Raw genomic sequence first — 15,885 nt, 5'->3', positions numbered from 1 at the left:
AGAAAGCCGCCTTCGCCACTGGTGTTCCTCCACATCTCTACGCATTTCACCGCTACACGTGGAATTCCGCTTTCCTCTTCTGTACTCAAGTCCCCCAGTTTCCAATGACCCTCCACGGTTGAGCCGTGGGCTTTCACATCAGACTTAAAGGACCGCCTGCGCGCGCTTTACGCCCAATAATTCCGGACAACGCTTGCCACCTACGTATTACCGCGGCTGCTGGCACGTAGTTAGCCGTGGCTTTCTGGTTAGGTACCGTCAAGGTACCGGCAGTTACTCCGATACTTGTTCTTCCCTAACAACAGAGCTTTACGACCCGAAGGCCTTCATCGCTCACGCGGCGTTGCTCCGTCAGACTTTCGTCCATTGCGGAAGATTCCCTACTGCTGCCTCCCGTAGGAGTCTGGGCCGTGTCTCAGTCCCAGTGTGGCCGATCACCCTCTCAGGTCGGCTACGCATCGTCGCCTTGGTGAGCCGTTACCTCACCAACTAGCTAATGCGCCGCGGGCCCATCTGTAAGTGTCAGCGTAAGCCGACTTTCAGCTTTTCCTCATGAGAGGAAAAGGATTATCCGGTATTAGCTCCGGTTTCCCGAAGTTATCCCAGTCTTACAGGCAGGTTGCCCACGTGTTACTCACCCGTCCGCCGCTAACCAAAAGGTGCAAGCACCTTAAGATTCGCTCGACTTGCATGTATTAGGCACGCCGCCAGCGTTCGTCCTGAGCCAGGATCAAACTCTCCAAGAAAGTTGATTAGCTCATTTGTTACGTTGGCTTAGCTTTTTAATAAAAGCTAAAAAAATTGTTTGTTGACGTTCTTGTTTGTTTAGTTTTCAAAGAGCAATTTATAGTAAAATTGGAGCGGGTGATGAGAATCGAACTCACAACATCAGCTTGGAAGGCTGAGGTTTTACCACTAAACTACACCCGCATATAAAATTTGAATGGTCGGGAAGACAGGATTCGAACCTGCGACCCCTTGGTCCCAAACCAAGTGCTCTACCAAGCTGAGCTACTTCCCGTAAATATGGCGCGCCCGAAAGGAGTCGAACCCATAACCTTCTGATCCGTAGTCAGACACTCTATCCAATTGAGCTACGGGCGCATTTCTTAAAGTCAACTTTTATATTGTATCAAACTTGATTTGTTATGTCAACATCTTTTTTGGTGCGGCCGAGAGGACTTGAACCTCCACGGGGTTGCCCCCACTAGGCCCTCAACCTAGCGCGTCTGCCATTCCGCCACGACCGCATATGTTACAGCGACATTTACAATCATACCAGACTATCAACCGTTTTTCAAGAGTTAATAATTGGTTGGTGCGGGTGAAGGGAGTCGAACCCCCACGCCTTGCGGCGCCAGATCCTAAGTCTGGTGCGTCTGCCAATTCCGCCACACCCGCATATTAAAATAGAAAGTTATTTTCACTACCGTAAAAAAACTTTGGTGAGCCATGAAGGACTCGAACCTTCGACCCTCTGATTAAAAGTCAGATGCTCTACCAACTGAGCTAATGGCTCACAATTGCTTAAAATATCTTTCGGTATTTTTCGCAAAATCCGCCGAAGCATTTTCAGGGATGTTATGATTTGGCTGGGCTAGCTGGATTTGAACCAACGCATGTCGCAGTCAAAGTGCGATGCCTTACCGCTTGGCTATAGCCCAATATTATTAATCCGTTAAAATAATGGCGGTCCGGACGGGACTCGAACCCGCGACCTCCTGCGTGACAGGCAGGCATTCTAACCAACTGAACTACCGGACCAAATTAATATTTTAGATAAGAAACAGGAAATGAGCTATAATCATCTCCCGTCCCTGATGACCCCTACGGGATTCGAACCCGTGTTACCTCCGTGAAAGGGAGGTGTCTTAACCACTTGACCAAGGGGCCTAAATTTTTATGGCGGAGAAGGAGGGATTTGAACCCTCGCGCCGGTTACCCGACCTACACCCTTAGCAGGGGCGCCTCTTCAGCCTCTTGAGTACTTCCCCATAAAAATGGCTCCGCAGGTAGGACTCGAACCTACGACCGATCGGTTAACAGCCGATAGCTCTACCACTGAGCTACTGCGGAATAATATAATGCTTTCTCTGTCGGACAAGCACGATTACCTTGTCGACTCTTTACATTATAATGACGTTGTATTATAAAGTCAATACGATTTTTCGATAAAATAACTTGCAAAATATTTCCTTATTCCTCATGTAACTCTTTTACCTTTACTAGCTTACCTCTGCACTTGCCACACACGTAACGACTTGTATTAATGCTTCGTTTTCTTTTATATTGCTGATGGCATGTTGTACATTGATACAGGAGGATTTTTGTGGAGGTGCGTTTCTTAGGTTTGTCTAGCAGCGGACTACAAAATCTCGGTGCGCCTACTTTTTTCAATAACATTTTAAAATCGGAATCACGGTGCTGATATCCTCTTCCTTCTATATGAAGATGGTAATGGCAAAGTTCATGTTTAATGATTCCAATTAGTTCGTTTAAGCCTAGTTGGTCTAAGTATTTTTTATTGATATCGATATTGTGAGTCCCAAGCAGGTATCTTCCCCCAGTTGAACGGAGCCTGCTATTAAAGGAGGCTTTATGCCTAAATGGCTTACCAAAAGATTCAATTGAGACTTTTTCAACGAGTTTTTGTAGTTCTTTATCCTCCATTTAGTTTCCCTCCTTTTTTATGCGAACGTGACAACCTATTATAGCATATATTGTATATACCTTTAATGATCTACTTTTCGGGAGGGTTAAGTATGCCGACTTGGTTTCAAAACCAAATGAAAAGAGCTTTCTACGAGAAGGACCGATACCAAATTAAACTGTTAAACCAATGCTGGTTTTTTTACAGAAAAAAACACATTTCGTAAGGAGATCCAGTTCTGTTATGGGGTTTTTATAGTTTGGGGTGCAAAAATCAAAGAGATTTGCACTCTATTCTCTTACCCTAAACGATCTCGAATATTATGAGTGACCGTTTTCTATTCTTTTTACCGTTATCGGGCTCTTATCACCTTGATGAGTGACCGCTCTCTCTCCTTTTAACCGTTTTCGGGTTCTCATCGCCTTGATGAGTGACCGCTTTCTCTTCTTTTAACCGTTTTCGGGTTCTCATTGCCTTGATGAGTGACCGCACTCTCTCCTTTTAAACAGGTTTCGGGCTCTCATTACGTCAATACGGGGTCGCTTTCTCTTTTTCCACTAATTTCGGTCACACAAGAATCCCTGATCTTTTGAACAAAAAAAATGATGACCAACTAGCTAGTTGGCCACCAAATTCTACATCATTTTGACGGAGGCAGCATGGTTAATGCTACTCTGCCCTTTTTCATATCCACAGAATCTACCCAAACGGTTACGACATCTCCAACAGATACTATATCTAATGGATGTTTTACAAAACGATTACTTAACTTCGATATATGAACTAATCCATCCTGCTTGACGCCGATATCGACAAAGGCACCAAAGTCGACTACATTTCTAACGGTACCCTGAAGTTCCATCCCTGCACTTAAATCTTCTAATTTAAGAACATCCTTTTTCAATAATGGACGTGGTAAGTCATCCCGAGGATCGCGCTCCGGTCTAACAAGTGCGTCAATGATATCTTTCAAGGTTAGTTCCCCAATAGATAATTCAGCAGACACCGCTTTAAGGTCAAGTCCACTGAGCGCATCCTTTAATTCCGCTGTTCCTAGATCCTTAGCTGAAAAGCCTAGACTAGTCAATAATTTCTTCACTTCATCATAATTCTCCGGGTGAATTCCTGTTCGGTCTAACGGCTGCTTCCCATCCAATACCCGCAGGAAGCCGATTGCTTGTTCATAGGTTTTTGCTCCAAGGCGCGGGACTTTCTTTAATTGTACCCTGCTAGTAAACTTCCCTTCCTCTTCCCTTTTCTTCACAATATTTTGTGCGGCGGTTTTGGTTAATCCCGCAACATATTGGAGCAAGGAGGCTGAAGCTGTATTCACATTAACCCCTACACGGTTTACGGCTGTTTCGACAACAAAATGCAACGATTCCGATAGACGCTTTTGCGTAACATCATGTTGATACTGGCCCACCCCTACTGATTTAGGGTCAATTTTTACTAACTCAGCAAGCGGATCCTGTAATCTGCGTGCGATTGAAACTGCACTTCTTTCTTCCACCTGAAAATCAGGAAACTCTTCTCTTGCTATATCTGAAGCAGAGTAAACACTGGCTCCCGCTTCATTAACAATTAAGTAATAGATTTCTTCATCCATTTCTTTAAGGATATCAGCGACGAACTGTTCCGTTTCCCTGGAGGCTGTTCCATTGCCTATAGCCGCCATCTCCACCTTATACTCACGAAGAATTCGAATGAACTTCTCTTTCGCTTCCTTTGTCTTTGATACTGGCGGATGCGGATAAATCACATCAATTTTCAGTACCTTACCGGTTTCATCCACAACAGCAAGCTTACAGCCCGTTCGATACGCAGGATCGACACCAATAACGACTTTCCCTTTTAATGGCGGCTGTAAAAGTAAGTTACGAAGATTTTCAGAGAATATATGAATAGCTTGCTCTTCGCCTTTATCATTTAGCTCACTTCGAATTTCCCTTTCTATCGAAGGCTGGATCAGACGCTTATAGCTATCTTCAATTGCCTCTATAACGGATGCTGCCGCTGGTGAATGCTGAGCACGGACCCATTTTCTTGCTAGATAGGAAAGAATAATGTCATTATTCATTTTTATCGATACCCTTAAGATATCTTCCTTTTCACCGCGATTTAATGCAAGAATTCGATGCGGAACAATTTTATTTACAGGCTCCTCATATTCATAGTACATTTCATAAACCTTTTTCTCGTCCTTGTCTGCGTCTTTTACGGTAGATTCCACTTTACCAGACTTAAAGGTTTCATTCCGAATCCACTTTCGGCTTTCCGCGTCATCAGAAATCATCTCAGCTATAATATCTTTTGCACCGGCAATCGCATCTTCAACAGTGAGCACTTCTTTTTCATCGGATAAAAACTCCTTAGCCTTATCCTCAATTGGTGTCATCGAAAATGTTAATAACCATTCTGCTAAAGGCTCAAGACCCTTTTCCTTTGCAACCGTTGCTTTCGTTCGTCGCTTTTGTTTATACGGACGATATAAATCTTCTACTTCTTGAAGCTTTTCTGCTTTTGTTATCTTATGTGTAAGTTCGTCAGTTAGTTTACCTTGCTCCGCAATAGTCCGAAGTACTTCTTCTTTTCTTTGCTCAAGGTTTTGTATGTATTGCCAGCGTTCCTGGATATCTCGTATTTGGACTTCATCGAGTGCTCCCGTCATTTCTTTACGGTAACGGGCGATAAATGGCACGGTATTTCCCTCATTCAATAGAGAAATAACACTTTTAACCTGCTTTTGAGATATGGCTAATTCGGAAGCTACCTTCCCAAGAAGCTGTTCATCTTTCACAACTGTATCATTCACAACACAAACCTCCATTCCTATTACCATATTGTATCAAATTACCTCAATCGATTCACATAAATAAAAAAGAGCAAGCTGATTAGCTTGCTTAGGCAGAAACAATTATGAGGGCAGAGCATACGTATAAAAAAACGCTCTTTCTTAAAAGAGCGTGCGTAAATACTAAAATTCGATGAGACCTATACTTACTCGCAAGGCTTCATCCACTTTTTCCATCATTTCGTCATCGAGATGGGTTATTTTATCGGTTAACCGCTGTTTATCAATTGTACGAATCTGTTCTAAAAGTATGACTGAATCTCGTTCAAAACCGTAGCGCTTCGCATCAATTTCCACATGAGTGGGAAGCTTCGCTTTTTGAATTTGTGCTGTAATCGCTGCAACAATAACTGTGGGACTAAACCGATTCCCGATGTCGTTTTGAATGACAAGTACAGGACGGACGCCGCCTTGCTCAGAACCAACAACTGGGGATAGGTCCGCGAAATATACGTCACCACGCTTGACAATCAAGGGATTACCCTCCGCTTACAAGACGTTCAACTGTGTGTTCTGCCTCAAATTCTGCTTGAAACATTTCCGATGCAATTGTTAAATTGATCATCGCCATTTCCATGTATCCACGTCTCATGGATTCGCGAATTTGTCTCTTTTTTCGTTCGCGTAAATACATTTTAGTTGCTTGATAAATAAACTCGCTCCGGTTAACGTTTTCTAATTTTACAAAACCATCTAACTCGGTTAAAAGATGTTGCGGTAATTTTACTAAGATTTCCGTAGTTGCGCCGGATTCAGACACAAACATACACCTCCACCATCACTACACACCAATTTTTCTATCTACCATATTTAATAATACCACTTAATGCCCAAAATGCATAGACTAATTATAATACTACTGTATTATAGGCCAAACAAACTACCTTTTATGCACTAAAATTCCGCATTATCATAAATATGTTACATTTTCATTATTAGCCCACTTATTCGTGAAGAAGATAATTTTTTAATACGACAATTTTCCCACCCTGTTTATATAGACGGGGTACTCTAGTTGAGATGATACAAGGTACTTCATAGTTGATTGTTTCTAGTTTTTTCGCAATTTCATTAACAGAAATAAATTCATTATTCTGTTTACCAATTAAGGTAACGGTCGTCCCAACCGGAACGGCATGTGGTAATTTTACCATACATTGGTCCATACAAATCCTGCCAACAATTGGAACCCTTTTCCCCTCAACCAATACTTCCTGACCTTGGAGACGACGAATCCAACCGTCTGCATAACCGATTGGAATGGTACCTATCCACTCTTCTCCCTCCGTCTCATAAGTAGCTCCATAGCTTATTTTCTCACCCTTATCCATTTTTTTCACATGAACAAGCCTTGAACAGAGTGAGAATGCCTCCTTAAGGGGGAAAGGTAACTCTTGTTCAATCTCAGGGGAGGGTGTTAAGCCATACATTGCAATCCCAAGTCGAACGGCGTTAAAATGGGCTTTTGAGAAGCGTAAAGCTGCCGCACTATTGCTGCAGTGCACGTACTTTGGACGTTCCTTTAAAACAGATAATAAATCATGAAATAACTGCATTTGTTTTTCGAAATATGTTAAATCTACTTCATCTGCTGTTGCAAAGTGTGTAAATATCCCCTCAATATGAATTCGGTCATCATTAGAGATCATTTGCACAACTGCTGCTAACTCTTCCTTGGTTCGGATTCCAATCCTCCCCATCCCCGTATCTAACTTTATGTGAACGGAAAGAACCTTATCATGTGGAAGATAGGGCTGAGCCGCTTTCACCCATTCTAGTTGGAACACTGTAACCGTGATGTTAAATTTAACCGCCAGCTCCACATCCTCTGGACGTATAGCACCCAATACTAGAATGGGCACTTTTATCCCCTTATTCCTTAAGGCAATTGCTTCATCCATAAACGCTACTGCTAAATAGGTCGCTCCCGCTTCGAGTGCACTCTCAGCCACTTTAACGTCACCATGTCCGTAAGCATTTGCTTTGACTACAGCTATGATATCCACCTCGGGCGGCAAAAGTTTTTTAACGGAGGCAACATTTGCGAGAATACAATCTAGATCGACTTCTGCCCATGTATCTCTATAAAAAAAGCCCTGCTCTGTCATTGTTCCACTTCCTAATTAACTAAAGTCACTTTTATCATATTTTAATTTTACCTTATTGATTATCAAACTACTTATTTTAATTGTCAAACAAAAAACAGGCCCTAAAGAGAGCCTGTATCCTTAAATCCTATTTTTCTACATCACCTTGAACTGTTCTTGCAATCTCAATGAGTTCTTCTTCAGTTAAGTCGTTTGAAGCAACCATATAGTCAACACCATCGGTGGTCCAAGTAATCGAACCTTCCGAAACAGCACCAATGGTAACACCTAAATCAACTAAATCTCCATCCACATATGTCGGTGATGTAGAAGCTTCTTTCACCGTAACCTTTTCTTGTACAATTGTAAATGACTTTTCACCCTCATACGTTAACACGACGCGCTTACCATTTTGAAGCTTTACTTCTTTTTCATCGACTAATTTTGCACCTAAATCAGCAGTAGGATATTTAACGGTAAATGCCGTATCCTTGCTATCTGCCATCACAGGCAGGTTAAGGTCAGCACGAGTCATATTCTTTTTCATATCAAAATCACTGTCATCAAAGCTTGCATTAAATTTAACCTTAGAAAACTCCACTGTTACAAGTGCTTTTCGATCAGGATCCATCACTTTTACTACCGCAGGTGATAAATCCTCCTTGTTAAGTTTAATTTCTTGGGTTGGCAGCATACTATTGTTTTGGTAGCGGGTTTTGGTTTCAAATACATAATGTTCTTTTGTGGAAGAAAACTTCGCTTCTTTATCTTCAACGATATCTTTTATTAATGATTCGTATAAATAGGCCTGGCTGCTGTTTTGCGGCCAATCACTTTGGAACTTGAAACTCTTCTTAAGAGCAGGAGTTAACACAAATACTCCTTCATTATTGCGTAAAATCATTTGGCTTTGGTCTTTTTCAGCATTTTTTAAATTAACACGATAAAACGTTGGATCTTTATGCCAAATTTCAACGTTATAGACCTGTGAATCGGCACCCATTTTTAACGTCATTTTTGCATCTACTTTATAACCTGATAAATCATTTAGTTTTCCATTTAACTCCTTCACCACATCTTCTTTTGATTTAGAGCCACAGGCTGCTAGTAAAAAAACGACCAGTAATCCCGTAATCACAAGCAACAACCTTTTCTTCAATTCCTTCAACCCCTTCTTGTCTCATTTTCATATGAATTTAAAGAAGACTTGTCTCTCCCATTTCCCTATGAATATATGAGACAACCTTTTGGAATATGTTAAAGGTTTGTCCGTTGTGATCATTTTTTCTACTTTTCCTCGATAATTACCTGTGCAACAGCATAATCTCTGCTATGTGAAATAGAAAGAAATCCATTCGTTTCGGGTCTTACTATATAGGGCTTTCCTAATGAATCTGTCTGGATTTCAATATCTAAAAACGACAGTTCTTTCCCTATACCCGTGCCAGCAGCCTTTGAATAGGCTTCTTTCGCCGCAAACCTTCCTGCTAAAAATTCAATCTTTCTACGGTCCGGCAGCTGTTCAAAAGTTTGTTTTTCATTATCAGTCAGTATGCGGTCAATCAATTTCCTTTGTCTAGTGACTATATCTTCAATCCTTGAAAGTTCAATAATATCAATACCAATCCCTTTAATCATTCGCAGGTACCCCTTCTAATTAAGTTAAAATATGCATAATAGTACAACAGGATATCAATTCAGTCTATTATATAAGTAAGTCCATTTAGGAGGTTATTATGTTTACGAGAACAGAGAGTTTTCGCGAATTTATCCGCTTTTATCCAGTTATTTCTACTATTATTGCCATCCACTTCCTATTATATATTTTTACGACTTTACCTATCTTTCCAAACTTTTGGTTTAAGGCCACTTTTTCGGGAGTAAACCTCTATATTAGGGAAGGGGAATATTGGAGGCTGGTAACCCCTATCTTTATGCATGGTGGTTTTACTCATGCGTTATTCAACAGCTTCTCACTAGTCCTTTTTGGGCCAGCACTTGAAAGACTGCTAGGTAAAGGTAAATTCGTATTGGTCTATCTTGTTTCAGGCATCCTAGCTAATGTGGCTACACTGATGCTTGAACCATTAACCTATGTACACGTTGGGTCAAGCGGAGCGATCTTTGGATTATTCGGTTATTATATTAGCATCATTCTCTTCCGTAAGCATATGCTCTCCCAGCAAAACTCGCAAATCATCCTTATTATTTGTGTTCTTAGCTTGTTCATGACCTTTTTGCAGCCGAATATTAATATTACGGCACATATATTCGGGTTAGCAGGCGGTTTTTTACTAGGAGCTATTTTTTATACTAAAAAAAGGGGTTGAGCCATATTTGGTTCAAACCCTTTTTTCGGCTTCCCTCGAAAACCAGGTGTAGACCTTTCTCACATCCATTCGGTCCATATCGATTACACGGCCTCCAGCACCGCCAAAACCCACTTTCACAAAAGCCTCTAGTGTAGCTAGATCTTTTCTTCTTTGAAAATAACTTTCTCTCATTTCTAGGCTTTGAATTTTGTTTTTCTTAATAAACACGGTAGTCCGTACCATTGATCGGTAACGAAGACTCAATTGATGGTCATCCAAACTCCAGCCGGCGTCCTTATATTTTAATACTCCCCAAAATGTTACTAGAGCAAGAATAATCAACGAAAGAAGGCCCCAAACCTTGAAGAAAACAATCGAAACCATAACGAGCGGAACCACAATATACCAGCTTCTAAAAATATAACGGTTCATAGCCTTTTTAGGAACGGAGGTAAAACTTGAGGTGAATTGATATTCGGTCAAATAAGGTCCTAAAATATGTTCAATATCCTTCAGCTTGACAAGTGGAAGAAGCAAAACCTTCGACCCTTCCTTATTACTCGCTGAACCACCAGCACTTTCAACGCTGACGGACCCGTAACCAAGCCATTGCCGGACGATATTTTCATTAATCCTTATTGCTTGAATTCGTGTTATCGGGATCGTCATTTGTCTTTTTTCTAATAGACCTTGAGAAATAACTAAATCATGTTCTGTTTTCGTAACATTGAAATTGGCGTATTTCAACATTGTTCCAAATAGAGCAAGAATCCAAGCAAGTATAAGTCCGGCAAAAATGAGAAGGGCAATCAAAATCAGATTGCTGACTACCCATTGTTCAACTCCTCGAAATACCTTTTCATAGGGAATAAAGTCATCCAACTGAGACAAAAATGCCAATACGGCTGATATGACAACTCCTACTCCTCCGGAAGTAAGTGAAAGTAAAAGTAACTGTGAGGGTGTAATTTTATAAACGATCTGACTAGGCTCTTCGTAAACATTTGTTTCAGAAGAATTTTTAGCACCCGCAACATATTCCTGTATATAGCGTGCCTCTTCTTTGGAGATGGCCGATAGAACTGCTTCTGCTTCGTCATTCCCACTTCCGCCAGCTGTTTCAATTTGAACTTTTACCATACCGCATAAGCGCTGAAAGAGTCCTTCTGAAATATCAAGACTTTGGATACGTTCCAAGGGTATATACCTCTTCTTTCGGACAAAAACGCCATATTCTATCCTCAGTTCATTCTCCTCTAATCGATAGGTATAGCGAAGCCACGAAAGGATACTGGTCAGAATAATTCCTATAATCGCAATAGCCGAAGCTGCAAAAAGCAGCAGCTTGCCGCCATCTCCTTTATTCCAGATAAAAAGCAGGGCGATAAATGAAAAAATAAGATCCTTTATTCGTTTGCCGATCGTTAATACGATTACAATAGGATGAAGTCTTTTCGGTTCAGACATCTTCATCCGCCACCTTTGCTAGATTAGAAATAAGGCGCCTTAATTCTTCCGCTTCACTCTCTTCTAATGCAGGAATTTCATGAGCTGTTGCAGCGGTATTAATAATGACAGACGCTAACTGATATTTGCGTAAAATTGGTCCTTGAACGGTATCTACATGCTGTACCCGAATCATCGGAATCAATGTCCGCTTCACAATAAAGATTCCTTCCTGTAGTTCAATTTCCTCTTCTCTAACATCATATCGGAAGCGTCGCCATCTTAGTGACGGTAATAAAAAAATCATAAAATACGTAGAAATAAGTTCAATTGCTATTAATAAAAGTGATATCCAAAATGGGCCATTAAAGATATGTAATAAAAAGATAGCAACACCGGCTAAGATCCAGCTGATTAAAATTTTTATCACACTCGAAATTCTCCATACGGTTAATGCCTTTATCGATATTCGTTTTTGCGGCTCCAGTATCATAGTTCCCCTCCACTTCACCATGCCTTCTATTAAGTATACACGGGAATTGACAAGGAAACATCATTGTTATTCAACAACAAAGCTTGATTGGTCTATTACCTTAATTCCCTTTCGGTTTCTCAGATTATCCATTAGTTGAAAAAGAGCTGCATCCTTTTGTTTAGCTTCTATCATGCAATGTATCTCTGGCACTGTTCCTTTTATGGTATTTAGGAATGTTAAAAACATTTCTGGATCAACAAAATCAGCATGTGCCCTAAATTCCTTATCTGAACGGGGACTTGATATGTGCATTTTAACTGGAAGGGGAGATGTCTTCCAGGTGGTGACAATACGCTCCCAGTCCTGCTCCCACTCCACTTCTTCGTGATTAGCCAAATGATGGTGATAATCAAATATCATTGGTATTCCCAACTTTTCACAAAGATACAGCGTTTCTTTCACTGTGAAGGTTGTGTCATCATTTTCGAGCATAATCATTTTTTGAATGGCTGGCTGGATGAATGCCCAGTTATGTATAAACTGTTCAAGCGCCATTTCCTTATCCTCATAGCCGCCGCCTACATGAAGAACACAGCGATGTTCCGTATCAATATCCATGCCTTTAAGCAGCTTCTTATGCATGACAAGTGTCTTTAGTGCGTTTGAGAGTATCTCTTTGTTAGGTGTATTAAGCACAACAAAATGGTCAGGGTGAAAATCTATCCGCATAGGATGCTCCTTAAGATAGTCAGCCATTCTTCTTAAAGATTCCTTCAGGGGTCTCATATAATCCCAGTCCAACAGCTCCTCATGATTAGCGAGCGGGATTAAACGGGAGCTTAGCCGAAAGAAATGAATTTGATTTCCAACATTGTGTTTTAATAACCGCAGGCAATGATCTATATTTGACTCTGCAATTCGCTCCAGCTTACGGATTGCGGCATCACGGTCTTTTATTTTGCTGAATTGTGCAAACGTCATGGTTTGGGAGGGTGAGGCGTTCTGAAGCTCAACGCTCATGGCAACATACCCAAGTTTAACGATCATCTTCATCACTCCTAACTAGCTGTTACCATTACTGTTCCCAATATACACAATAAAATAGAGGGTCTGTTAAACTTGTCTGTTGCATTCGCTGCTCCAATCAACAAAGTTTTAAAGAAAGTGAAATGGACTCTCGTCCGAATCCACCGCTCCTTCTGACAGGACCACCGCTTTTTTGCTCTCCCTTGTCCGAATTCACTGCTCCTTCTGACAGGTCCACCGCTTTTTTGCCGTCCCCTGCCCGAATCCACTGTTCATTCAGACTGAAACCAGCTCAATTTCGCCGTCCCCTGTCCGAATCCACCGCCCATTCAGACTGAGACCAGCCAACTTTGCCGTCCCCTGTCCGAATCAAGAGATAAAAAAGAGAGCATTGGACATTATGCCCATGCTCTCTTTCATCATTATTATCGGTTAAAGCTTCTTGGTTTGGATTTACCTGATGTGCGTTTTTCACCTGTTCTTGGCTTTCCAGGGGCTTTTTTACGATCACGATCACCGCTGCCGCTGCGTTCCCCGCCGCGTGTAGAATTATAGCTTCTGTTATCGTCTCTTCTTCTACGGTCACGGTCTTGCGGCTTTCTGTCCCTCTTAGAATGCATTGGTGCTTCTTCTGTTAACTTCACAGGAGTTGTATCTGGTTCTTTTGTTAACATTTTCAAAACAGCCGCAATGACAGTTGAAGCATCATTTTCTTCAAGTAACTCGTTTGCCGCTCTTTTATAATATTGAAGATTATTTCCTTCAATTGTTTGTACAATCTTATCAACTACTGCTCGTTGTTGACCTTCTAACGCTTCATCAAGTGTAGGAGCAGTCATTCTTTCCATCTTACGCTTCGTTGTTCTTTCCAACACTGATAGGTAAGACTTTTCACGCGGTGTGATGAATGTCAGTGCCATACCAGATTTACCCGCACGTCCTGTACGACCAATACGGTGTACATAGCTTTCTGGATCCTGCGGAATATCAAAGTTATAAACATGGGTTACGCCTGAGATATCTAGACCCCTTGCTGCCACGTCAGTTGCCACCAATACATCAATTGTCCCTTCTTTAAATTTACGAAGGACTTGCATACGTTTCGCCTGCGTTAAATCTCCGTGAATCCCTTCTGCTGTATAACCTCTTAAGGTTAATGCTTCAGATAATTCATCAACACGACGTTTCGTACGGCCAAAGATAATCGCTAACTCTGGTGATTGAATATCAAGAAGTCTTGTTAAGACATCAAATTTATTCTTTTCCATAACTTCCAGATAAAATTGCTCAATCGCTGGAACTGTCATTTCTTTCATTTTAACACGGACAATTTGAGGGTCTTTCATGAACTTTTCTGCCATTCTTTGAATCGGTGCTGGCATTGTTGCTGAGAAAAGTAAGGTTTGGCGCTCTGACGGTGTAGAAGCAAGAATCGTTTCAATATCTTCAATGAATCCCATATTTAACATTTCATCTGCTTCGTCAAGAATTACAGTATTAACTGTATCTAAGCGCATTGTTTTTCTATTTATATGATCTAATACACGACCAGGGGTACCTACAATAATATGTGGGAATTTCTTTAATGAACGGATTTGGCGGCTGATGTCCTGTCCTCCGTAAATGGATAAAACGCGGACTCTTTTACCAGAACCGATTTTATAAAGCTCTTCCGAAACTTGAATGGCAAGCTCACGAGTAGGAGCGATAATGATTCCTTGAATTGCGTCCTTCGTTACATCAATTTTTTCAACCAAAGGAATACCAAATGCAGCTGTTTTACCAGTTCCTGTTTGAGCCTGCCCAATCAAATCCTTACCGGCTAAGCCCATTGGAATTGTTTCTGACTGAATTGGTGTAGCTTCCTCAAAACCCATTTTGAGGACAGCTTCTAAAGTAGCCTGACTTAGGCCTAAATCTTCAAACTTTGTCAATGTTTTCATTCTCCTTCATCTATGTGAAAATATTTTTATTGTGCTGAATATTTTCGCCCGATACTCAGAAATGCGTAAAGCGTCTCGCTCTGGGGCGAAAAGCGTTGTAGGGCCTGACGAGGAAGTCGCAATTGACTTCAACGTTGGACTGAAGCGGTCGAGCCCCTAGGCGCTGCAGCTAGACACGCATCAAAATGCCGCAAGTAGGTAACATCTATATTTTACCAAAAAAAGACATTCTCCTTCAAGGAGTATGCCCTTTATTCATCGTTCTTTAGACACGTTGCTGATAATAATAACATTATTACTAGTATATTGCAATTAATGCGGTTTACTTACAGTTCCCATACAAGCATTACCGCTCCATCAAAAATTCATACACCTGAGAAAATAGGGCCTCTTTTTCCTCACAGTGACAAATATGATGGCTAGAATCCTTAATATAAGTAAGCCTTTTTGTTTTTGCACTAATCGTTCGGTATAAGTATTCAGCACTTTTAGGTGGGACGATTCCGTCACATTCCCCCTGTGCAATTAGTGTTGGCACTTCTACTTGAGGGAGAAGTGGTTTGATGTAGGAAACAAGTCTGCGAAATTGGAAAGTCGCTTTTATGGGAGTTGCTTTTATTTTTCTTTTGTAGCGCTTAAAAAATTCATTGTTTTTTAAGTTTCCTTTGAATAAATCACCAATCATCGATTTAATTTCACTTGCCATCTGTTTCGGGTTTATATAGTAAGCAGCTGCACTAAGTAGTACAAGCTTGTCCACAGGGTATTTTGCAGCTAGAAGGCTTGCAATCATGCCGCCCATCGAAAACCCAATTACATAAACCTGATCACAGGTATCAATTAATTTCTTTAATTCAGCCTCTGCATGTTCTATCCATTGGTGATAATGGATATCTTTTAGTGAAAGATTTTCGCCATGGCCAGGAAGAGTAGGTACACTGAAGATCCAGTCCGTATGCTTTGTTAAATACTCAGCAAGCGGCTCTACTTCATATGGTGCCCCTGTAAACCCATGAATACATAAACAGCCAATCAAGACTCTCCACCTACTTTGCTTTGAAAGAATTATTTTATTTTAGTGTTCCATTAACA

At 41.0% G+C, this 15,885-nt stretch carries 14 protein-coding genes, 11 tRNA genes and 1 rRNA gene (1 of these 26 cut by a window edge); 2 read left to right on the top strand and 24 right to left on the bottom strand.

Translation table 11 applies throughout. The annotated features are described in order from the left end of the window. From QFZ31_RS33145 to QFZ31_RS33085, 13 genes are all read right to left on the bottom strand, one after another. Positions 1–746: ribosomal RNA gene (locus QFZ31_RS33145) — 16S ribosomal RNA — on the bottom strand; it reaches 804 nt to the left of the window's first position. A gap of 110 nt (positions 747–856) precedes the next feature. Continuing rightward, a tRNA-Gly gene (locus tag QFZ31_RS33140) sits at positions 857–930 on the bottom strand. Positions 931–944: 14 nt separating this feature from the next. Then, positions 945–1,021: transfer RNA gene (locus QFZ31_RS33135), tRNA-Pro, on the bottom strand. A gap of 6 nt (positions 1,022–1,027) precedes the next feature. Further along, positions 1,028–1,104: transfer RNA gene (locus tag QFZ31_RS33130), tRNA-Arg, on the bottom strand. A 60-nt stretch (positions 1,105–1,164) separates the two neighbouring features. Then, positions 1,165–1,250: transfer RNA gene (locus tag QFZ31_RS33125), tRNA-Leu, on the bottom strand. Positions 1,251–1,316: 66 nt separating this feature from the next. Continuing rightward, positions 1,317–1,401, bottom strand: a tRNA-Leu gene (locus QFZ31_RS33120). Positions 1,402–1,443: 42 nt separating this feature from the next. Beyond that, a tRNA-Lys gene (locus QFZ31_RS33115) sits at positions 1,444–1,519 on the bottom strand. A gap of 70 nt (positions 1,520–1,589) precedes the next feature. Further along, positions 1,590–1,664: transfer RNA gene (locus QFZ31_RS33110), tRNA-Gln, on the bottom strand. Positions 1,665–1,687: 23 nt separating this feature from the next. After that, positions 1,688–1,764: transfer RNA gene (locus QFZ31_RS33105), tRNA-Asp, on the bottom strand. A gap of 57 nt (positions 1,765–1,821) precedes the next feature. Beyond that, positions 1,822–1,893: transfer RNA gene (locus QFZ31_RS33100), tRNA-Glu, on the bottom strand. Between the two features lie 10 nt (positions 1,894–1,903). Beyond that, positions 1,904–1,994 (bottom strand) — tRNA-Ser (locus QFZ31_RS33095). Between the two features lie 7 nt (positions 1,995–2,001). Next, positions 2,002–2,076, bottom strand: a tRNA-Asn gene (locus tag QFZ31_RS33090). Between the two features lie 120 nt (positions 2,077–2,196). Beyond that, the gene (locus QFZ31_RS33085) at positions 2,197–2,670 is read right to left on the bottom strand and encodes a SprT family protein (RefSeq protein ID WP_306077493.1); all 474 of its coding nucleotides are present in this window, start codon (positions 2,668–2,670) and stop codon (positions 2,197–2,199) included. 92 nt (positions 2,671–2,762) lie between these two features. On the opposite strand from QFZ31_RS33085, the gene cmpA reads away from it, so the two are divergent. Continuing rightward, a complete protein-coding gene (gene cmpA, locus QFZ31_RS33080) occupies positions 2,763–2,876 on the top strand; it encodes a cortex morphogenetic protein CmpA (RefSeq protein ID WP_095251326.1) in 114 nt (37 codons plus the stop codon). Positions 2,877–3,290: 414 nt separating this feature from the next. Here the strand turns inward: cmpA and QFZ31_RS33075 are convergent, their stop codons facing one another. The 6 genes from QFZ31_RS33075 to acpS all read right to left on the bottom strand — a co-directional run bounded on the left by QFZ31_RS33075 (position 3,291) and on the right by acpS (position 9,229). After that, complete coding sequence (locus tag QFZ31_RS33075; RefSeq protein ID WP_373459956.1) at positions 3,291–5,480, bottom strand: Tex family protein; 2,190 nt, start codon at positions 5,478–5,480, stop codon at positions 3,291–3,293. Between the two features lie 147 nt (positions 5,481–5,627). After that, positions 5,628–5,978: a type II toxin-antitoxin system PemK/MazF family toxin gene (locus tag QFZ31_RS33070; RefSeq protein WP_034673264.1), complete on the bottom strand. Its 351-nt coding sequence runs from the start codon at positions 5,976–5,978 to the stop codon at positions 5,628–5,630. A gap of 4 nt (positions 5,979–5,982) precedes the next feature. Beyond that, positions 5,983–6,264 (bottom strand): CopG family ribbon-helix-helix protein, encoded by a 282-nt coding sequence (locus QFZ31_RS33065; RefSeq protein ID WP_034673267.1) that lies wholly within the window; start codon positions 6,262–6,264, stop codon positions 5,983–5,985. Between the two features lie 184 nt (positions 6,265–6,448). Next, the gene (alr, locus tag QFZ31_RS33060) at positions 6,449–7,612 is read right to left on the bottom strand and encodes an alanine racemase (RefSeq protein ID WP_307312365.1); all 1,164 of its coding nucleotides are present in this window, start codon (positions 7,610–7,612) and stop codon (positions 6,449–6,451) included. Positions 7,613–7,739: 127 nt separating this feature from the next. Further along, entirely contained in the window at positions 7,740–8,750 is a 1,011-nt protein-coding gene (locus QFZ31_RS33055; protein WP_307312363.1) for a LolA family protein, read from the bottom strand. A 128-nt stretch (positions 8,751–8,878) separates the two neighbouring features. Then, the gene (gene acpS / locus QFZ31_RS33050) at positions 8,879–9,229 is read right to left on the bottom strand and encodes a holo-ACP synthase (protein WP_307312360.1); all 351 of its coding nucleotides are present in this window, start codon (positions 9,227–9,229) and stop codon (positions 8,879–8,881) included. Between the two features lie 98 nt (positions 9,230–9,327). On the opposite strand from acpS, the gene QFZ31_RS33045 reads away from it, so the two are divergent. Beyond that, a complete protein-coding gene (locus QFZ31_RS33045) occupies positions 9,328–9,921 on the top strand; it encodes a rhomboid family intramembrane serine protease (RefSeq protein ID WP_307312358.1) in 594 nt (197 codons plus the stop codon). Between the two features lie 12 nt (positions 9,922–9,933). On the opposite strand, the gene QFZ31_RS33040 is transcribed toward QFZ31_RS33045, so the two are convergent. From QFZ31_RS33040 to QFZ31_RS33020, 5 genes are all read right to left on the bottom strand, one after another. Beyond that, positions 9,934–11,370 carry a PH domain-containing protein gene (locus tag QFZ31_RS33040; protein ID WP_307312356.1) on the bottom strand — a complete coding sequence of 479 codons (1,437 nt, stop codon included), beginning with the start codon at positions 11,368–11,370 and terminating at the stop codon, positions 9,934–9,936. Next, on the bottom strand, positions 11,363–11,842 hold the full coding sequence (locus QFZ31_RS33035) for a PH domain-containing protein (RefSeq protein ID WP_307312354.1): 480 nt from the start codon (positions 11,840–11,842) through the stop codon (positions 11,363–11,365). Before QFZ31_RS33035 ends, QFZ31_RS33040 begins: the two co-directional genes overlap by 8 nt. Positions 11,843–11,908: 66 nt before the next feature. Then, positions 11,909–12,871 carry a UV DNA damage repair endonuclease UvsE gene (uvsE, locus tag QFZ31_RS33030; RefSeq protein ID WP_307312351.1) on the bottom strand — a complete coding sequence of 321 codons (963 nt, stop codon included), beginning with the start codon at positions 12,869–12,871 and terminating at the stop codon, positions 11,909–11,911. Positions 12,872–13,275: 404 nt separating this feature from the next. Beyond that, positions 13,276–14,784, bottom strand: coding sequence for a DEAD/DEAH box helicase (locus QFZ31_RS33025; protein WP_307312349.1), 1,509 nt, complete (start codon positions 14,782–14,784; stop codon positions 13,276–13,278). Positions 14,785–15,139: 355 nt separating this feature from the next. Continuing rightward, positions 15,140–15,829 carry an alpha/beta hydrolase gene (locus tag QFZ31_RS33020; protein ID WP_307312346.1) on the bottom strand — a complete coding sequence of 230 codons (690 nt, stop codon included), beginning with the start codon at positions 15,827–15,829 and terminating at the stop codon, positions 15,140–15,142. Positions 15,830–15,885 lie beyond the last annotated feature (56 nt).

This window comes from Neobacillus niacini (assembly GCF_030817595.1).
Taxonomy (GTDB): Bacteria; Bacillota; Bacilli; order Bacillales; family Cytobacillaceae; genus Neobacillus; species Neobacillus niacini_G.
The sequence above is the reverse complement of the archived record's forward strand: the minus strand, read 5'-3'. Positions and strand labels throughout refer to the sequence as shown.